Origin of the sequence: Sphingobium sp. SCG-1, from assembly GCF_002953135.1 — a bacterium.
Taxonomy (GTDB): Bacteria; Pseudomonadota; Alphaproteobacteria; order Sphingomonadales; family Sphingomonadaceae; genus Sphingobium.
Genome location: NZ_CP026373.1, coordinates 138,794 through 156,396, shown reverse-complemented (window position 1 = coordinate 156,396; position 17,603 = coordinate 138,794). Strand labels below are relative to the sequence as shown.

Genomic DNA, 17,603 nt, shown 5'->3' with positions numbered 1-17,603 from the left:
TTTTGTCCTATTCCAAATTTCGCAGATCGGTCCCGAGGATGGAGCCAATGCCTATCCTCTTGAAGTGCGAGGCATTCCTGAAGCGTTCAGCAGCACTCCGGCGCCACTGGCGAGCTGAGCCGTCAAGGTACGAGACGTACTCGACATCCCGCCCGCACCTACGAACCCTGGCGACCGCCTCCCGGCACGCGCATTCATCCCGAATGGGCCCTTCCACAGAAAAGGTTCTGGCGCTTCGATCGAACACCACGACAAGGAAGCTTACGGGCAGCGGCAGATCGCTTATCACGCTGCCGCACCATTGGGTTGGATAGCGGGCGACAGAGCCTTTCCGATCTCGGTGATCAATTTCCGGCGCGCGACCTGCTTTGCAATGCGCTCGGCGACCTGTGGTAGGAAGCCGGCATGGCGCCCGCCATGGACCAGTCTGACTGCTTCGTAATCGGGCGATAGCGAACGGTTGCTCCCTTTCCGCGCGAACACAGCACGATTGTCACCCCGTTCCGTCTGCACAACCACGATCGCATTACCGAACGCCTTGCGCAGCCGGTTGACGCAAAGTTGGTGCTTCTCCCACAGGTTCGCGACAAGGATGCCGCCAGGGGCTAAATGGAAATAGCAGTCTTCATAGAACTCCTGGGAGCATAGCTGTGGCGGCTGCCCATTGATGTCGAACCCGTCGACGAGAAGCACGTCCGCTCTGCGCCTGTCTTGCCGCCGGTAGTCGGCACCATCTCCCCAAAGCACCTTGAGGCGGCGATTGTCCTCGGGAATGAAGAAGCGGCTTCGAAGAGCTATGACCTCCCGGCTGATCTCTACGGCCGTGATGACGCTAGAGGGCACTCTGTAATAGCAATACTTAGCGAGTGAGCCCCCTCCCAGGCCGATCATGTCAATGATGCCGGGCTTCGGATTGAACAGCAGGAAGCCCATCATCATCCTGATATAATCGAACTCCAGGCTGAGTGGATCGCTCATGCACATCGAACTCTGGATCGTGCGATGATCGAAATGAAGAGATCGGCTGTCACCGAACTCCGCAATGTAGGGACCGCTGTGAGCGGAACTCGGCGGCATCCTCGGCCAGAAGCCCATGGATTGCAGCATCTGCGCATCCGTGTCGCTTAGAGCATCTATGTCGTTAGATCTGGCCTGATATTCAGAGCGGCTTGCGCATTGGTCTGTCATTGAGACACGTTCTTGATCGATCCAGGGTACGAAGCCTCACTCGACGGGAAAGATGGTGAGGGAGGAAAGTATAGATCGCCATCATCTCCCTTTGCCCAGGTAAACGCGGCCTCTATGTCGTCGCTGTTGGCGGGCTTGGCGAGGCAACAACAAGCACCTAATCCGATCGCCGTCGTCGCGGTTGCGACACTCGCGAAGCCGGTAAGCACCACAATGAGCGTGTTCGGGTCCGCCGCACGTAGCGCCTGTATGCAGGGCAATCCGGAGGCAGAACCAAGATTGAGATCCACCACTGCGTAGCCAGGCGTGCAATGCGGCAACAGCTCTTGGAGGGTGCTGAGGTGGGGCGCGACCCTGACTTGATAGCCGCGCCGGATCAAAGAGCGTGCCAGCACGCCTGCGAACCTGGCGTCGTCCTCGACGAGGACCAGCGAGTGAGCGCATCCCATCTTAGCGGACTGTGTCTGCGGCTCTCGATGCCAACTGCAAGGCACCGGCAAAATCATTGGCATAACGGAGACCGCCATCCGCTTTGTCAGAATGACGCACCGAAGCATCTCCTGCGGCTGCCATCTCGACCTCTCGGCGGTGAAGGAAAATGACCGGGGGCGTCACGCCAGCTCCAGCGCGATAGCTGTAGCTTCACCACCCCCGATGCAGAGGCTGGCTACGCCTTTGCGGAGACCTCGGTTTTCAAGGGATGCGAGCAGCGTAGCGATCAGTCGCGCTCCGGACGCGCCTATGGGATGTCCAAGAGCGGTGGCACCGCCGTTGACGTTGATGCGATCGTCGGCAATGCCGAGATCCTGAGCGGCAATCATCGCAACCATTGCGAATGCCTCGTTGACTTCGAACAAGTCGACGTCGGCGATCGACCATCCAGCTTTCGCCAAGACCTTTTTGATGGCGAAAACCGGTGCCGTCGTGAACAGCGCCGGAGCATGGGCGTGCGCGGCCGTGGCAACCACCCTAGCTGCGATAGGAAGGCCAAGTTTCTCGGCGATGCTCTGGCGAGTCATGACCAGCGCCGCCGCACCATCGGAGATAGATGCCGAGCTGGCTGCCGTAATCGTCCCATCCTGGGCGAAAGCCGGCTTGAGCCCTGGAATCTTCTCGGGCTTTGCCTTGCCGGGCTGCTCGTCGGTGTCCACCACGACAGTACCGCCCCGCCCGGAAATTGTTACGGGAGTGATCTCTTTTGAAAAAGCGCCGGTCGCTATGGCAGCCTTAGCCCGCTCGAGCGAACGCATTGCATAGGCGTCCTGCATCTGACGCGTGAATTGATACTCGTTCGCGGTGTCCTGCGCGAAGGCGCCCATCGGCTTGCCGGCCTCATACGCGTCCTCAAGGCCGTCCATCATCATTGTGTCGATGATACGACCATGCCCAAGACGCGCGCCGCTCCGATGCTTGGGTAGCGCATATGGTGCGTTGGTCATGCTCTCCATGCCACCGGCGACCACAATATCGATCGCGCCAGCAGCCAGCGCCTCTCGGGCCATAATGGCAGCTTGCATCCCGGAGCCGCACATCTTGTTGACGGTGGTCGCCTCGACGGACGCGGGGAGCCCGGCGCCAAGCGCAGCTTGCCGCGCCGGTGCCTGACCTAGACCCGCCGAGAGCACGCAACCCATGTAGATCCGCTCAATATCTTCGGGCGCTACCCCGGCACGTTCGACGGCGGCCCTCACGGCCGTTGCGCCAAGCGCGGTTGCCTCTGCGCCGGAAAGTGCACCTTGAAATCCGCCCATCGGGGTGCGGGCGTAGCTGACGATGACAACGGGATCATATGACATTTGGGTAACTCCTATTCGGCTAACCGGAGCGCCGCGGCAAAGTCGTCCGCGAACCGGATGCGCTTGCCGTCGGGACTGAGGTGAACCCGACGAAGCATCTCCTGCGGCTGAGGCTGCACGCCCGACAGGATCACATGGATCCCTGCACGCGTGGCTTCATCGACTAGCCTTTCAAGGGCAGTCGCGCCTGAGGCGTCGATCATGGGGACGAGGCGCATGCGGAGGATGATCGCACGGGGCTGCTGACTCATCGCCCGGAAGGTGTCCATCAGCCCGCCCACGACGCCGAAGAAGAAGGGACCGCTCATTCGAAATACCTCGACACCGGGAGGGATCGTGTCGCGCTGGTGCAGGTCCTCGTCTTCTGTGTCGAAGCCGGTTCCAAACTCCACGGTTGAGCTCATCCGCGCCATGAAGATCAGCGATGCAAGGGTAACACCGACGCCGATCGCCACGGTGAGATCGACCAAGACGGTCAGCCCGAACGTCAGCAGCAGCACGAGGCGATCACCATTCGGCATGCGAAGGTAACCAAGGAAGTGCCGGTACTCGCTCATGCCCCAAGCGACTATGAACAGGATCGCGGCTAGGGCTGCCATCGGGACGAATGCCATCAGCTTCGAGCCGAAGAGGATAAAGAGGAGGATGAAAACCGCGTGCGATATGCCTGCGACCGGAGAACGCCCGCCCGCCTTGATGTTGGTGGCGGTGCGCGCAATCGCGCCGGTCGCCGGCAGGCCGCCGAACATAGCAGAGGCAAAGTTCGCCACGCCTTGTCCGACCATCTCCTGGTTGGAGCGGTGTCGGAAACCGGTCATGCCATCGGCGACGACGGCTGACAGGAGGGACTCGATGCCGGCGAGGAACGCGATCGTGAAAGCGGACGGCAGCACCTGCCGAACCTTCTCGGTCGAGAAGTCCGGCAGGTGCGGCATGGGCACGCCTGTTGCCATGTGCGGGAAGCGAGACCCGATTGTGTCAACGGGAAGCGCAAATGCCGCTACGACGACCGAGGCGAGGACCACGGAAACTAGAAATCCTGGTATCCGGGGAGCCATTTTCCGCAAGATGATGATTGTCGCCAGTCCTGCCACGCCAATGGCGATCGTCAGCGGGCTGATCGTCTCGATTGCCTCCAAGTAGGCAGCCCACTTGGCAAGAAAATCGGCCGGAACCGCAGTTATGCGAAGGCCGAGAAAGTCCTTTACTTGGCTCGACGCGATGATCACCGCGATGCCTGCGGTGAACCCCGTTACGACGGGATGCGGGATGAACCTGACGAGGCCGCCGAGCCGCATATATCCGGCCAAGGCCAGAATGATGCCGGCGAGCAGCGTGGCGAGCACCAAGCCGTCGTAGCCGTGCTGCGCGATGACATTGAAGACGATCACGACAAAGGCGCCAGTAGGCCCGCCTATCTGAACCCTGGAGCCGCCCAGCGCTGAGATGAGCAAGCCAGCGACGACGGCCGTAATCAAACCTTTGTCCGGGGTGGCGCCGCTTGCTATTCCCAAGGCCATCGACAGCGGCAGCGCGACGATGGCGACCGTCAGGCCTGCGGTCATATCTGCTCTGAGCCGCGCTGTATTATATCCTTCGCGAAGAACTGAGATAAGCTTGGGCGTGAACTCTGTCGGAAATGCCCTAGGCAGCATGGTTAGCGCTCTCCAGGCGGGCGCCCTCGCGCGCCGGACGACCATTCAGGCGTTCGCCAGGTCGCGACGCTGCCTCACGCAAACGCACCCCACGCCCGCTCCCCATCGAGGGGCTGTTCTCTCCAATCAACTCGACGCCGGCATCTTCGAGTGCTTGGATAACCTTCATGAGCGTGTCGATGATGCCGCGCACCTGCCCGCCCGAGGCTTCCATGCGCTGGACGGTGGGCAACGATAGCCCGGCCAACTCAGCCAGTGCTCGCTGATCGAGACCTAGCATCGCTCGCGCGGCTCGCATTTGGGCGGATGTGATCATTCTTCCAACGCTCCTGAGGCGCACAGCGTGATGTTTCATACATCAACATTTGGCTTTCTAGCACGAAGAAGATATGTAAGAAAGCACTTCTAACGGCAGACGGTATGGCGCGCTGCTATTGGAGCGGAGGGAGTGTCCATGGTTTGCGAAGCGCGTCGAACACCCGATCGGCACCGGTCTTTGGAAAGACTCTCGTTGAGGTTCGGGACTGCCAAGGGTTCGCAAGAGGCCTTGGCCGTTGCCAGCTTCACCCTCGTTCGCACCCGAGGGAAGATGGCAGCCGTAGGATCTCAATCGAGATCGGATCAAGTTTGGAGGTATCGGTGATCGACCTGACCGCAGGCGAAGCAGCCGAATTGATGTTCGAATTCGGCGCGGCGCTCGAACAAGCCGCGCGTGACGAGAAGCGTGCCTTGCACGATCTGCCTTGGCTTTCAGCAGTCTCAGGAGGGCGCGCATGACCGCTTTTGTTCCCGAACCCGGATCGCGCTTCTTCTTCAAGCAGCGCGCTCAGATCAGCCACAACGCGAATATACCTTTTCTTGTTGAAGAGGCGCTGCGGCACCAGGAAGGTCGTTTGGCTGCGGAAGGCCCGCTCGTCGTGGAGACGGGGGTTCATACCGGTCGCTCCCCCAAGGACAAGTTCATCGTGCGCGACCGCGTTTCCGAGGAAAACGTCTGGTGGGGCGCGATCAATCAGCCGATGTCGCCCGACGCTTTCACGCAGCTGGAAGACGATTTCCTCGCACACGTTACGGAACTCGATCGGGTCTATATCCAGGATCTGCACGGCGGATCGCAGCCCGAGCACCGTATTGGGGTACGTGTCGTAACCGAGCTGGCCTGGCATTCCCTGTTCGCCCGCACGATGCTGGTACGCCCCTCCCCCGGAGATATGGCGAGCTTTGCGCCGGACTACACCATCATCGCACTGCCATCCTTCCGCGCGGATCCCGCACGGCATGGCTGTCGCTCCGGAACAGTGATCGCCGTCGATTTCAACCGCAAGACGGTGTTAATTGGCGGAACCGCCTATGCCGGCGAGATCAAGAAGGCGGTCTTTTCAATCCTTAACTATGAGCTGCCGCCCACGGGGGTGATGCCGATGCACTGCTCGGCAAACATCGGGCCAAAGGGAGATACGGCCATATTCTTCGGCCTATCGGGAACCGGCAAGACGACTCTGTCTGCGGACCCGGGGCGTACGCTGATTGGAGATGATGAGCATGGCTGGTCGGACACCGCCGTGTTCAATTTCGAGGGTGGTTGCTACGCGAAGGTCATCGGGCTTTCGGCCGAGGCCGAGCCGGAGATTTTCGCGACCACGCGGCGGTTCGGCACCGTGCCTGAGAATGTCATGATGGACCCCGATACGCGGACGCTCGATCTCGACGACGCTACCTTGGCCGAGAACACACGCGCGGCTTATCCGATCGGTTTCATCCCGAACGCATCCAGGGACAACATCGGACCCGTTCCCCGCAATATCATCATGCTGACCGCGGACGCGTTCGGAGTCTTACCACCGATCGCGCGCCTGACGCCGGCACAGGCAATGTATCACTTCCTCTCTGGTTACACGGCCAAGGTGGCAGGCACCGAGGTGGGCGTGACCGAGCCGGAAGCGACCTTCTCGACGTGCTTCGGCGCGCCGTTCATGCCCAGGCACCCGTCAGTGTACGGCAACCTCTTGAAGGAGCGGATCGCACGCGGGCACGTGACGTGCTGGCTCGTCAATACCGGTTGGACGGGGGGTGCGTACGGCACTGGCAGCCGGATGCCGATCAAGGTTACGCGCGCCTTGCTGAACGCAGCTCTGAGCGGCGATCTGACAGCCGCGGAATACCGCCGCGATCCTTTTTTCGGCTTCGAGGTGCCTATTTCGGCACTAGGCGTCGATATAGCCCTGCTCGATCCTCGGTCGACGTGGAGCGACCCCGAGGCCTATGATGCCGCTGCCCGCAAGCTGGTGGACCTGTTCACTGGCAATTTCGCTCAGTTTGAGGAGTTCGTGGACGCGGGCGTCCGCCAGGCGGCACCCTCTGGACGAGCCTATGCCTGACTTCACAAGCCCTTTCGATCGGCAACCGGATAGCGCAACGCGTCGGCCACTGACGGGTGTGCCGCGCCGGCCTCGGCTCGCGCGGGTCAAGAGTTTCGAACCTCCCAGTGATCCTGCCACGATATGGTCGGCTCTTTGGCGTGGAGCGCGCAACCAATGCCCTGCATGCGGTGGAGCTGCCCTATTCGCTTCATTCCTGAAGCCTGTGGCGCAATGCAGTGCTTGCCAGGAGGACTGGACCCTACACAACGCGGACGACTTTCCGCCTTACATCGTCATTCTGGTGATAGGTCACGTCGTCGTGACCGGTATGACGTCGGTCGAAGTTGCTTTCCATCCACCGATGTGGGTTCAACTGGCGATCTGGATGCTGACGATCATCGCCCTTGCCGTCGGCCTGATCCAGCCGGTGAAAGGGGGCGTCATTGCCTTCCAGTGGTGGCACCGTATGGGCGGGTTCGAGCATCGCCGTTCCACAGTCACGTTGGACGTGGCCGGTCCGGATGCTTCAGCCCCCGAGGCTGATTCCCCATACTGCTCCAACATCACCTCGTTTCGGGTCGCCAAGCATGGCCCGCCAGCGCCGATCTTACGGCGCGGATCTCGATCAGTTGCGCGCATGGGAGCTCACCGCCGACTGCATGCGCGTAACGCGGTGAGAAAGGTACATAGATGGCCATCGTCGCGACAGTCATATTATCGACTTTGCTGATGATACTGTTCTTCGCAGTGACGATCGCTGGAGGAAGGGCGCACGACAAAGCGAATGCCGAGGCAGCAAGGAAGCGGGATAACCCACCCAAATAACTTCATCTGCACGCCACGCAAGTTATCCAGGCTCTAGGGTCAGGACTCATTGGTCACAGCCAGAAGAGGACGGTGGCTGCGAGGGCGACGGCGGAGAAGAAGACGGTTGGACACCGGTCGTAGCGGGTGGCGACGCGGCGCCAGTCCTTCAGGCGGCCGAACATGATTTCGATACGGCTGCGGCGCCTGTAGCGGCGCTTGTCGTATTTGACCGGTTCGAGCCGCGATTTTCGGCCCGGAATGCAGGGCTGGATGCCCTTGGCCTGCAACGCATCTCGAAACCAATCGGCGTCGTAGCCCCGGTCGCCCAGTAGCCACTGCGCCTTTGGCAAGTCGTCCAGCAGAGCTGCTGCGCCGGTGTAATCGCTCACCTGCCCAGCGGTCATAAAGAAGCTCAAAGGGCGACCATTCGCATCGGTAACTGCGTGAAGCTTCGTATTCATGCCGCCCTTGGTGCGGCCGATCAGCCGGTCTGGGCCCCCTTTATGGATGGCTCGCCCCTTATCCGAACCGTTGTTATCCTGTGACATCGGTTCGTTTGAGGAAGGAGAAGGTCATGGACATATCGGTTCTCGGGATTGATCTGGGCAAGAACAGCTGCAGCGTGGTCGGGCTGGATGCGACGGGCAAGGTCGTTGTGCGACGACGGATGCGGCGCGAGACCGTCATCACCTATGCGGCGAGCCTGCCGGCTTGCGTCGTGGCGATGGAGGCTTGCTGCGGCGCTCATCACATGGGCCGGGCGCTGGCACGACAAGGCCATGCGGTGCGGTTGATGTCGCCGGAATATGTCCGTCCTTACGTCAAGGCGCAGAAGAACGACGATCGCGATGCCGAGGCGATCGCGGAAGCGGCAACTCGCCCGACGATGCGGTTTGTGGAGCTGAAGACCCAGGAGCAACTCGATATGCAGACGTTGCACCGCATTCGTGATCAGCTCGTCGGTGACCGTACCTCGCTGATGAACCAGATCAGGAGTCTTCTCCTCGAGCGCGGCTACATCGTTCCGCAAGGGCGCGCAAAGCTTGCTGCACGATTGGGTGAGATGCTGGATGGCGACGAGCCAGTGCTTGGTCCTCGCATTCACCGGCTCGTCAGCGATATGCGTCTGCGCTGGATCGCCCTTGATGAGCGGATCTCAGATCTTGATGCCGAGTTTACAGAGGCTGTCCGGACCGACGAGCGGGCGCGACGCTTGCTGACCATTCCAGGCATCGGTGCACTCAACGCGACCGCGCTGGTGGCAGCGGTCGGAGACGCCCGAACCTTCGGTCGGGGTCGCGATCTTGCCGCCTGGCTGGGGTTGGTACCGCGCCAGGCGACCACTGGGGGCAAGCCGCGGCTGCTCGGGATCACCAAGCGCGGGAGCCGATACCTGCGCAAGAACCTGATCCAGGGCGCTCGTGCGTCGCTGCCGACGATGAGCAAGAGCGATACGCGGCTCGGTGCTTGGCTGCGGGGCTTGCTTTCGCGCTCCCACCCCAACACCGTCGTAGTGGCGCTGGCGGCCAAGATGGCGCGCATCGTTTGGGCGCTGCTGCGTTACGAACGCACCTACGAACCCGTCGCGCAAGCGGCGTGAACGAGATCGGCCGATGCGGTGTGCACCGGCCGGATGATGTCTGCGGGAGGTGAGTGACAGATGGCCTGACAGTCGACCGGTGTCCTGGAACCCTATGGCTAAAAATGGCACTCGATGCCGGCCCCTTTATGAGGACCAGAACGCGCGGATCTCCATCTTGGCCAACGACCTCGCGTCGAAAGGCCGGATACGTTTTAGCAGACTGATCGGATCGTCAGACACAAACCGCTTGCCGACGGGGCGAGCCATACGTTTTTAACCGCAGGCTGGATGCCGTGCGGTGAGCCTTCAGATAAGTCGCATCGATCATGACGGTCTTGGGTTCCGCTTCGGCGGCAGCCAGACCCTCCATCATGCGCACAAAGACGCCCATCTCGCCCCAGCGCTTCCAGCGATTGTAGAGCGTCTTGTGCGGACCGTAGTCCTTTGGTGCATCCCGCCATCGCAGCCCGTTGCGGTTCACGAAAACGATGCCGCTCAGCACCCGCCGATCATCGACCCGCGGCTTGCCATGGCTCCTCGGAAAATACGGTCGCAGACGTGCCATCTGCTCATTCGTCAGCCAGTACAGTTCGCTCATTCCCGGTCTCCTCACGGAGCCTGAATCAGATCGCGACACTCACATCAATGGGTCCTGACCCTAGCGACGAGTCCCAACGAACTCGTTCTCGTCGACACCGTCGTGCACAGGTTGGAACGGCGCTGGGGGCAGTAAGCTGCCAAATCGCGGCAGCTAATTGGCTTCTTCGACGAAACGTCGAAAGAGTTTCGCCGGAGCAACCCTACCACCGAAGCGCGAAAGGATCTGTTGAATGCTGCGTGACCGACCGCGATCTTTGACAGGCGAAAGAACCGCGAGGCGTTATTCCAGCTTGGACATGAGGCGCCCCGCAGCCCCCTGTTCCGCTGCAAGGTTGCGATTATAGGCGAGCGCCATACGCGGCGACTTCCACCGCAGCGCATCCATGATTCCGGCGAGGTCCTCGCCGCTCGTAAACAGGTCCTGGTTGAGCCCCACCCGTGTCGAATGCGCGCTGATCCCCTTGAGCAGCAGGGCGAGATCATCCGTGGTCAGGTCGGCCAGCGCACCGGCGTCGAAGGCCCGCCGGATCATCGACCTATAGATCGGCCCGACCGACGCGGGATGGAGCGCCCCCTCCCCCACATCATACTCGACCCGCGCTGGCACAGCCCGCTTCGGCAGCGTCTTGCGGAGATCCCACGCCTCCCGTGCGGAGATGCTGTCGATCGACCGACCGCGCACCGCCGCCTTCGCCCTGTAGCGGCGCACATTCACGCGCCGAAACACCGCCCCCTTCTCGATGCCCGCCGCCTCCAACCACGCCGCGATTGCACGCACCGACCGGGGGCTGAGATAGGCCGTCGCCCCCTCGCCTTCCTGATCGCCCTTGCTGCGCGGAATGCGGAGCAGCCGCGCGTCGGGATCGATCGCCTCGATGATATGGTCAACCTCGATCGCCACCAGCTCCGAGGCGCGCAGCCCGGTGTCATAGCCAGCTGAGAGCAGCGCGCGATCGCGAAGACCCGGCAGATCTACTGCGCAGTGTTCGAGCAAGGCGCGCACATTGAGGCCCCGGGGTTCATCGCGCTCGACGTTGCGCACCGGCCCTTTAAACCGAAGCGGCCGCGCCTGCTTCTGCGCGGTGCCAAGACGCCGGCGGATCGCCGCCAAGCGCAGCTCGACCAATGACGCTGGCGTCGGATCCTTAAGGTCGAGCAGCAGGTGGATCTTGGCAATTGATGCCTTGTAGCGGCCGAGCGACGCGGGCTTGCTCCCCTTCTCGGCGCGCGCGTCGAGATAGTCGGCCACGGTTTCGGGGGTCGCGGGCAGCGATATGCGGTTTTGGCGACGGCACCAGAGGTCGAACGCCTCGAGGTCGGACTTGAGCGCGCGGATGCTGTGCGGCGAAGAAGCAGCCTGGTACGCGGCGATCAGCGGTTCGTTGACGACGATGCGCGCGACCGCGTGCATCCTCACCACCGCCCAGGAAAGGGGTAACTACACGAAAGTGCATTTTACGTACGCTAGGCGAGAACCTTTAGCGAACGGGAAGCCTCGTCAAGCCGCGAGGAGCGATGATGGCGTGCGCAACGGGCGAAGCTGGCCTGGATCGGGGCGGCTTTCGACATTCCAGCGATAGTCGCCGGTGAGCGAGATATGCTCCCATCCCAACGGTGCGATGTGACGCGTGATATCTTCCGGGATCGCCAGCGCCCCGACCGCCTGTTCGAGATAGCGGGTATTCCACAGGATGATGGCCGCGGCGAGCAGACTGAGGCCGGAGGCGCGATAGGTCTGGTTCTCGAACCGCCGGTCGCGCAGCTCGCCGAGCTGATTGAAAAAGAGCGCGCGGGCGAGCGCGTTGCGGGCCTCGCCCTTATTGAGCCCGGCCTGGGTGCGCCGGCGCAGGTCGAGATCGCGCAGCCAATCGAGCATGAAGATCGAGCGCTCGATCCGCCCGACCTCGCGCAAGGCCAGAGCCAGTCCGTTCTGGCGCGGGTAAGCGGACAATCTGCGCAGCATCGCCGAAGCAGTGGCGGTGCCGCTGCGGATCGAGGTGGTGAGACGAAGCAGTTCGTCCCAATGGGCGGCGACATGCCCGATGGCGACGGGATCGCCGGTCATGCCGGCCAGCAGCGGCCCGGCTTCCTGGCCCGGCAGCAGATGCATGCGCCGGTCCTTCAGGTCGCGCAGGCGCGGCGCGAAGCGGTAGCCGAAGAAGGGCATGAGGCCGAACACATGATCGGATGCGCCGCCGGTGTCGGTGTAATGCTCTTCGATCGACAGGCCGGTGGCATGGTATAGCAGCCCGTCGAGAACATAGGGAGCCTCGCCGGCGGTCGCCGCGATCACGCGGCTCGCGAACGGATCATATTGGTCCGTGACGTGGGTGTAGAAGCTGACGCCGGGTTCATTGCCGTTGCGCGCATTGATGTCGCCGATCGCGGCGCCGCGCCCGCCCGCATGGAAGAGCTGGCCGTCACTCGAAGAGGTGGTGCCGTCGCCCCACAGCGCGGACAAAGGCACGGTGCGGTGGACATCGATCAATCGTCCCAGGGCTTCGCCATAGGCGGCTTCGCTGATATGCCAGTCGTGAAGATGGGCGAGCTGGCGCAGGGTCGCCCCCTGACAGGTCTCGGCCATCCGTGTCAGCCCGAGATTGATGCCATCGGCCAGGATCACGGTCAGGAGCGCGTTGCGGTCATCCGCCACGCGACCGGAGCGGCGATGGGTGAAGCACTCGGAAAAGCCGGTCCAGCTATCGACCTCCAAAAGGAGATCGGTGATCTTCACGCGCGGCAGCCGATCATAGGCAACGCGACGCATCTTCTCTGCATCCGGCGGCGTGATCGCCTTGAGCGGGGATACGACAAGGCCATTGTCGTCAAGGCGCACCTGGGGCAGCTCTCCCTGCCGGGCGAGGATCGTCACCCGCTCGATCGCGGTGTCGAGGCTGGCGCGGCGACCGGCGACGAAGCTGTCGAAATCAGTATCGATCGCCAGCGGCAGCGGTCCTCGCGCGCGCATTGCATCGAAGGTTGCAGGCGGCAGGAGATAGCTGTCGAAGGCACGATAATGGCGGCTCGCCGCCACCCATATGTCGCCGGCGCGCAGCCGGTCGCGCAGTTGGGTCAGAACGCACAGCTCATAGGCGGCGCGGACGACCACGCCATCGCGCAGCACGAACGGCCGCCATGACGGCGGCACGAAGCGGAGCGGCGGGTTGTCGGGCAGGCGCCGTCGTCCGGTGCGATAAATGTCGGCGATCAGCCGAACCGCATCGAGCAAGCCTTGCACCGCACCGGCCCCGCGAAACTCGAAGGCGTTGAGGAACGGCCCGATCACGGAGCGCAGCGAGCGCTGCCGTTCGATCAGTTCGGCCGTGCGGTCGATCGTTTCCGGCGCGATCAGCAACTCGGCGTCCATGACCGCCGTTCCCAGCCTTTCCCAGTCGATCGAACTGATGGCGGCAAGAGAATCGACGCCTCGCGCCCGCGCGTCGAGCAAGGTCCGGCATGAGCCGGTGAGCAGGCGAAGCTGCGCCTGCAATGAGCGGATCGTACCGATCGCCTTGTCCTTGGTCCGATTCTCTGCCCGGCGCATCATGCTCCCCAGGAGCTTGTCCATCATCGTCAGCACCGCATCGGTCAGGCTTTCCTCAAGCCGGATACCGGCAGCGGCAAGGATCGCATGACGGCGCCGGTCGGGCAGTTCCGCCAGATGCTGCGGCGTGATGCGCGCCGCCTCGTCCGCGATCCGGTTGAATGCCGTCTGCGGGATAGTCGCGGCGCGCGAGCCCGCCAGGCCCAGCGCACGAACATAGTTGAGCCGTTCGATCAGTCGCAGGATATTGCGCGGTGCCGGCGACAGGGGCGGGTTGCGCAGCCATGAGAGCCAGGTTGCGCTTTTGTCGTCGCGCCGCGACAAGAGGGCGTCAAGGCGTGCGCGTTCGGGTTCACCGAGATCCCCGGCGAGTACGTCATGGACCAGATCTCCGGCCTGCTGCCGCGCCCGTCGCACGATCGCCTCAATCACCGTCACGGGCGGCAACAGCAATCGCCGGCGTCGCATCTCGTCGATGACGATGTCGGCAAGTCGCGTGGGCTGAGTGACAGTCTGCGCGATCGGCATGGCGAATGCGACCAGCGCGTGGAAATCCGCGCGACTGAAAACGAGATGACCGAAGCGCCGCGATAGGTCAGCGAGGTGCGTCCGACGCGTTTCGTCGCGGCGGGCATAGCAGCGCCATGACGCGGGCGACACATCCAACTGACTGGCCACGAACGCGAGGATCGTCATGGGCGGCGCTTCGCCGGCTTCCAGCACGCGCCCCGGGCAGCGCAGATACAGCATCAGCATCGCATAGCCGAGGCGGGTGGCGTCGCCACGCCGGGATGCGATCAGTTCGAGGTCGTCACGGGTCAAGGTGAAGTGACGCGCGATCTCGCGTTCATCGAGCGACGGATCATAATGGCCCGCAAGCATCTCGCGGGTTAGCAGGTGTCTTCTGGCCAAGGTCGAACCCCTCCATGTCGCTGTCCGTCAGACGTCCGTTGGACGGTCACTGGGAATGTGTCCGTCAACTCTGGACCTTTGATGGCGATTCGGACAAGATCACATGATGATGGGAAAACGGACACTATTGAGCAGCCCATGGCGCTGATCGGCTATGCGCGGGTCTCTACCCCCGACCAGAAGCTTTCGCTCCAGCACGATGCACTGGAGCGAGCGGGATGCGAACGGTTCTTCGACGATCAGGCGTCGGGCGCCAGGACCGACAGGCCCGGTCTTGCTGCAGCGCTGGCTTATCTGCGCTCCGGCGACACGCTGGTGGTGTGGAAGCTTGATCGGCTCGGCCGCTCGATGAGCCACCTTATAGACAAGATCGGCGAACTGGCGGCGCGCGACATCGGATTCCGCTCGCTCACCGAGAATATCGACACCACCACGCCGGGGGGAATGCTGGTGTTCAACATCTTCGGCTCCCTCGCGCAGTTCGAACGCGACCTGATCCGCGAGCGCACCCAAGCCGGTCTACGTGCCGCACGCGAGCGCGGCAGCAAGGGCGGTCGCCGGCCCGTCGTCACACCCGACAAGCTACGTAAAGCTCGGGCACATATTGCGGGGGGCCTCACCGTCCGTGAGGCCGCGGCTCGCTTGAAAATCGGCAAAACCGCCCTCTACAAGGCCCTCGAGCAGACCGTCACTACCGTCGAGACGTGATGTTCCCGGCCCGTTCTCCCTTGGCGTACGCAAAACGCACTTTCGTGTAGTGACCCCCAATCGCGCGGGCGACTTGCAGGAAGACGGTCACAACCGTTGGGTAAGCCGGGGGCGTTCCCTGATGCGAAATGAACAGCGCGTCGCTCTGGGTCGTCTCCGTCATGCGCTCCACCAAATAGCGGTCCAGGGCCTGCCTGGTCGTCGGATGAAGCGGCAACAACCTGCTCTTCTTGAACTTGGTCTGGGAGATGATCAGCCCGTCATCAGTCACATCCGCAAGGCGAAAGGAAATCGCCTCCGAAACGCGCATGCCGGTTGCCGCGATCAATCCGAACATGGTGCTGTACGTGCGTGGCCTGATCGATCCAATCGGCCCGAGCGATAATGCGCCATCGATCAGTCGTCGGATATCGGCCTGGTGATAGATAAAGGGAGCGCGCCGCCTGTGCGCCGCCCGCCCGAAAAGATCAGCGGATGGCACGTCGTTGAGCGGATCTTCCGCATGCAGCGCGATCGCGAAGCGACGCACCGCCAACAGGCGGTTCCGGCGCTGCTCCGGAGAAGGCGCAAGGAGTGCCCACTCTCGTACGCGCGCCTTCATGACATGGCGGTCGCCTCGTTCCTCAGCGTAGGCGACGAAGTTGCGAAGGAGGATGCCCGGGGTTCGGAACTTGAAGCCAAGCGCCTGTTGGAGTGCCGTGTGGTCGGCGAGGAGCTTGCTCAGCATGCCAACTCTCCCGGCCAAGGCTGAGCGATCCGCTCAAGCATGGCTATATCCACCTTCGCGTAGTGCGCGGTCATATCGAGCGAGCGGTGCCGCAGGACCGTGCCCACCGCTTCGAGCGTAGCGCCGGATCTCAGCATGGCGGTTGCAGCGGAATGACGAAGTAGGCTCGCCCCCGTCGACGGGGCATCCGTAATCCCCGCCCGCTTCAAGGCATGGGCGACAATAGTCGAGATAGAGCTCGATATCGCGAACGGCTTGTATGGGGCAATCATCGTGAGGAAAACAGTCTCCTCTCCGACGCGAGGCCGCTCCTGCTCGATATAGGCCAGGACGGCGTCGCCGACGTCCTGCGGAAGCGGCAGACGCACTTGCCGCCGGGCCTTGCCGCTCACATGCAGCATGCCGGCCGTCCAATCGAGATCCTGAAGCTTCAGCGTGGCGACGTCGCCAGCCCGAAGCCCCAGGCGCGCCAGAAGAAGCAGGATCGCCCGGTCGCGGAGCCGACCGTTGGAGAGCTGATCGCACGAAGCGACGACACGTTCGACATCGTTCGCCGACAGGTATCGCGGCAATGACGAAAGCCGCCATTGCACAACGGCCGAGATGGCATGATCGAGGTTGGGCCGGCAGAGGCCTGCGGTGGCCAGGAAGCGCAAATAGCTACGCAGCGCACTGGTTATCGTTCTGAGGTCCGCGGGACCCGTTCGCTCCCGCCACTCCCGCACCACGCCGCGGATCAGAGCCGCGTTATAATCGTGGGTCGCCCCACCGAGCGCCGGCAGCAGCTTGGTCAGGAGTCGGCGATGACGAGCAATCGTCCGCTCTGATAGCCCGCGGTGAACGCGCAACCATCGCTGATAGTCGTCAAGCAAGGGATGGGCCGGAGCCGAGGGCAGCGAGACGGGTGCTGGCGCAACACCAATATCCTGCAGAAAGGTATAGAAGCGCTTGGCGCGCCGGAAATACTTGGTCGAGATGCACGGCCATCGCCGCCCACCGGAACACTCGCAACGATGGTCGGCGAAACGCCGAAGCGAACCGGCATCGACCATCTGGATCGGCGTCGATGTGCTGTTGACCCAGGCAGCGAAGTGCCGGGCTGCATCGGTGTAGCCTGAGATGGTCAACCGTGAATAGTGGCGGCCGGCCAGTTCCGCACCGAACCGGTCGATCCACGGTGCCAGCGGACCGGGATCAAGAAACCAGCGACAATGATCTTCCTCGCGCATTTTTACTCTCCTTGTCATGTTCGACATCACAAGGGATCATAGTTATGCGGTGATCGGTGACGACCTAGCCGGACCTAACCGACGAGAAAGGTAGCCGAATCTTGGCCGAGAACTCGCCGACTCTGCATAATCATGGTCGGCGCATAGTTCCTCTTATGTGGTGCTCCACATAAGCGCAAGGGGATGCAGGGGCTGGCATTGCTGGTGCAGCAACATCTGAAGCGGGATCCGCATGCGGGCGATCTTTACGTTTTTCGCGGGCGTGCCGGCGGACTGATCAAGATCATCTGGCACGACGGGATCGGCATGTCGCTTTACGCCAAGCGGCTGGAGCGCGGGCGGTTCAGCTGGCCGTCGACCGATGGTGGTGCGATCGCCCTCACGCCAGCACAATTGGGCTACATGCTGGAGGGGATCGACTGGCGTAACCCTCAAGTCAGCTGGCGTCCGGCGAGCGCCGGATAGGCGAGGATTTTCTTCGCCGGAGCTGCATTT

The 17,603-nt window shown here is 62.5% G+C and carries 15 protein-coding genes and 2 pseudogenes; 6 read left to right on the top strand and 11 right to left on the bottom strand.

The window, feature by feature from the left end:
- Positions 1-285: 285 nt before the first annotated feature.
- From C1T17_RS20530 to C1T17_RS20510, 5 genes are all read right to left on the bottom strand, one after another.
- Positions 286-1,077, bottom strand: a complete 792-nt coding sequence (locus tag C1T17_RS20530) for a transferase (RefSeq protein WP_189338622.1) — start codon at positions 1,075-1,077, stop codon at positions 286-288.
- A 107-nt stretch (positions 1,078-1,184) separates the two neighbouring features.
- A complete protein-coding gene (locus C1T17_RS20525) occupies positions 1,185-1,583 on the bottom strand; it encodes a response regulator transcription factor (protein ID WP_411269252.1) in 399 nt (132 codons plus the stop codon).
- A 216-nt stretch (positions 1,584-1,799) separates the two neighbouring features.
- Entirely contained in the window at positions 1,800-2,984 is a 1,185-nt protein-coding gene (locus C1T17_RS20520; protein WP_104955505.1) for an acetyl-CoA C-acyltransferase, read from the bottom strand.
- An 11-nt stretch (positions 2,985-2,995) separates the two neighbouring features.
- Complete coding sequence (locus C1T17_RS20515; protein ID WP_104955504.1) at positions 2,996-4,639, bottom strand: SulP family inorganic anion transporter; 1,644 nt, start codon at positions 4,637-4,639, stop codon at positions 2,996-2,998.
- Positions 4,629-4,955: a helix-turn-helix domain-containing protein gene (locus C1T17_RS20510; RefSeq protein ID WP_104955503.1), complete on the bottom strand. Its 327-nt coding sequence runs from the start codon at positions 4,953-4,955 to the stop codon at positions 4,629-4,631. The genes C1T17_RS20515 and C1T17_RS20510 overlap by 11 nt, the downstream gene beginning before the upstream one ends.
- A 323-nt stretch (positions 4,956-5,278) precedes the next feature.
- Between C1T17_RS20510 and C1T17_RS21470 the strand changes: the two genes are divergently transcribed.
- From C1T17_RS21470 to C1T17_RS22180, 3 genes are read left to right on the top strand one after another with little or no spacing between them, the layout of a single operon-like run.
- Positions 5,279-5,416 carry a hypothetical protein gene (locus C1T17_RS21470; RefSeq protein ID WP_189338621.1) on the top strand — a complete coding sequence of 46 codons (138 nt, stop codon included), beginning with the start codon at positions 5,279-5,281 and terminating at the stop codon, positions 5,414-5,416.
- Positions 5,413-7,017, top strand: a complete 1,605-nt coding sequence (locus C1T17_RS20505; protein ID WP_104955502.1) for a phosphoenolpyruvate carboxykinase — start codon at positions 5,413-5,415, stop codon at positions 7,015-7,017. Before C1T17_RS21470 ends, C1T17_RS20505 begins: the two co-directional genes overlap by 4 nt.
- Entirely contained in the window at positions 6,902-7,729 is an 828-nt protein-coding gene (locus C1T17_RS22180; protein WP_104955501.1) for a DUF983 domain-containing protein, read from the top strand. Before C1T17_RS20505 ends, C1T17_RS22180 begins: the two co-directional genes overlap by 116 nt.
- 148 nt (positions 7,730-7,877) lie before the next feature.
- Here the strand turns inward: C1T17_RS22180 and C1T17_RS20495 are convergent.
- Positions 7,878-8,315, bottom strand: a pseudogene (locus C1T17_RS20495) (IS5 family transposase); the annotation flags it as partial.
- 65 nt (positions 8,316-8,380) lie between these two features.
- On the opposite strand from C1T17_RS20495, the gene C1T17_RS20490 reads away from it, so the two are divergent.
- Positions 8,381-9,406, top strand: a complete 1,026-nt coding sequence (locus tag C1T17_RS20490; RefSeq protein WP_104955500.1) for an IS110 family transposase — start codon at positions 8,381-8,383, stop codon at positions 9,404-9,406.
- Between the two features lie 235 nt (positions 9,407-9,641).
- Here the strand turns inward: C1T17_RS20490 and C1T17_RS20485 are convergent.
- The 3 genes and pseudogenes from C1T17_RS20485 to C1T17_RS20475 all read right to left on the bottom strand — a co-directional run.
- Positions 9,642-9,986, bottom strand: a pseudogene (locus C1T17_RS20485) (transposase); the annotation flags it as partial.
- 282 nt (positions 9,987-10,268) lie between these two features.
- Positions 10,269-11,399: a tyrosine-type recombinase/integrase gene (locus tag C1T17_RS20480; RefSeq protein ID WP_104955499.1), complete on the bottom strand. Its 1,131-nt coding sequence runs from the start codon at positions 11,397-11,399 to the stop codon at positions 10,269-10,271.
- An 87-nt stretch (positions 11,400-11,486) separates the two neighbouring features.
- Positions 11,487-14,444, bottom strand: coding sequence for a Tn3 family transposase (locus C1T17_RS20475; protein WP_104955498.1), 2,958 nt, complete (start codon positions 14,442-14,444; stop codon positions 11,487-11,489).
- Positions 14,445-14,582: 138 nt separating this feature from the next.
- Between C1T17_RS20475 and C1T17_RS20470 the strand changes: the two genes are divergently transcribed.
- Positions 14,583-15,152 carry a recombinase family protein gene (locus C1T17_RS20470; RefSeq protein ID WP_104955497.1) on the top strand — a complete coding sequence of 190 codons (570 nt, stop codon included), beginning with the start codon at positions 14,583-14,585 and terminating at the stop codon, positions 15,150-15,152.
- Here the strand turns inward: C1T17_RS20470 and C1T17_RS20465 are convergent.
- Positions 15,136-15,879, bottom strand: coding sequence for a tyrosine-type recombinase/integrase (locus tag C1T17_RS20465; protein ID WP_104955496.1), 744 nt, complete (start codon positions 15,877-15,879; stop codon positions 15,136-15,138). The two genes, C1T17_RS20470 and C1T17_RS20465, sit on opposite strands and share 17 nt — an antisense overlap.
- A complete protein-coding gene (locus C1T17_RS20460; RefSeq protein WP_104955495.1) occupies positions 15,873-17,108 on the bottom strand; it encodes a tyrosine-type recombinase/integrase in 1,236 nt (411 codons plus the stop codon). Before C1T17_RS20460 ends, C1T17_RS20465 begins: the two co-directional genes overlap by 7 nt.
- 183 nt (positions 17,109-17,291) lie before the next feature.
- Between C1T17_RS20460 and tnpB the strand changes: the two genes are divergently transcribed.
- Entirely contained in the window at positions 17,292-17,573 is a 282-nt protein-coding gene (gene tnpB, locus C1T17_RS20455; RefSeq protein ID WP_104955494.1) for an IS66 family insertion sequence element accessory protein TnpB, read from the top strand.
- Positions 17,574-17,603 lie beyond the last annotated feature (30 nt).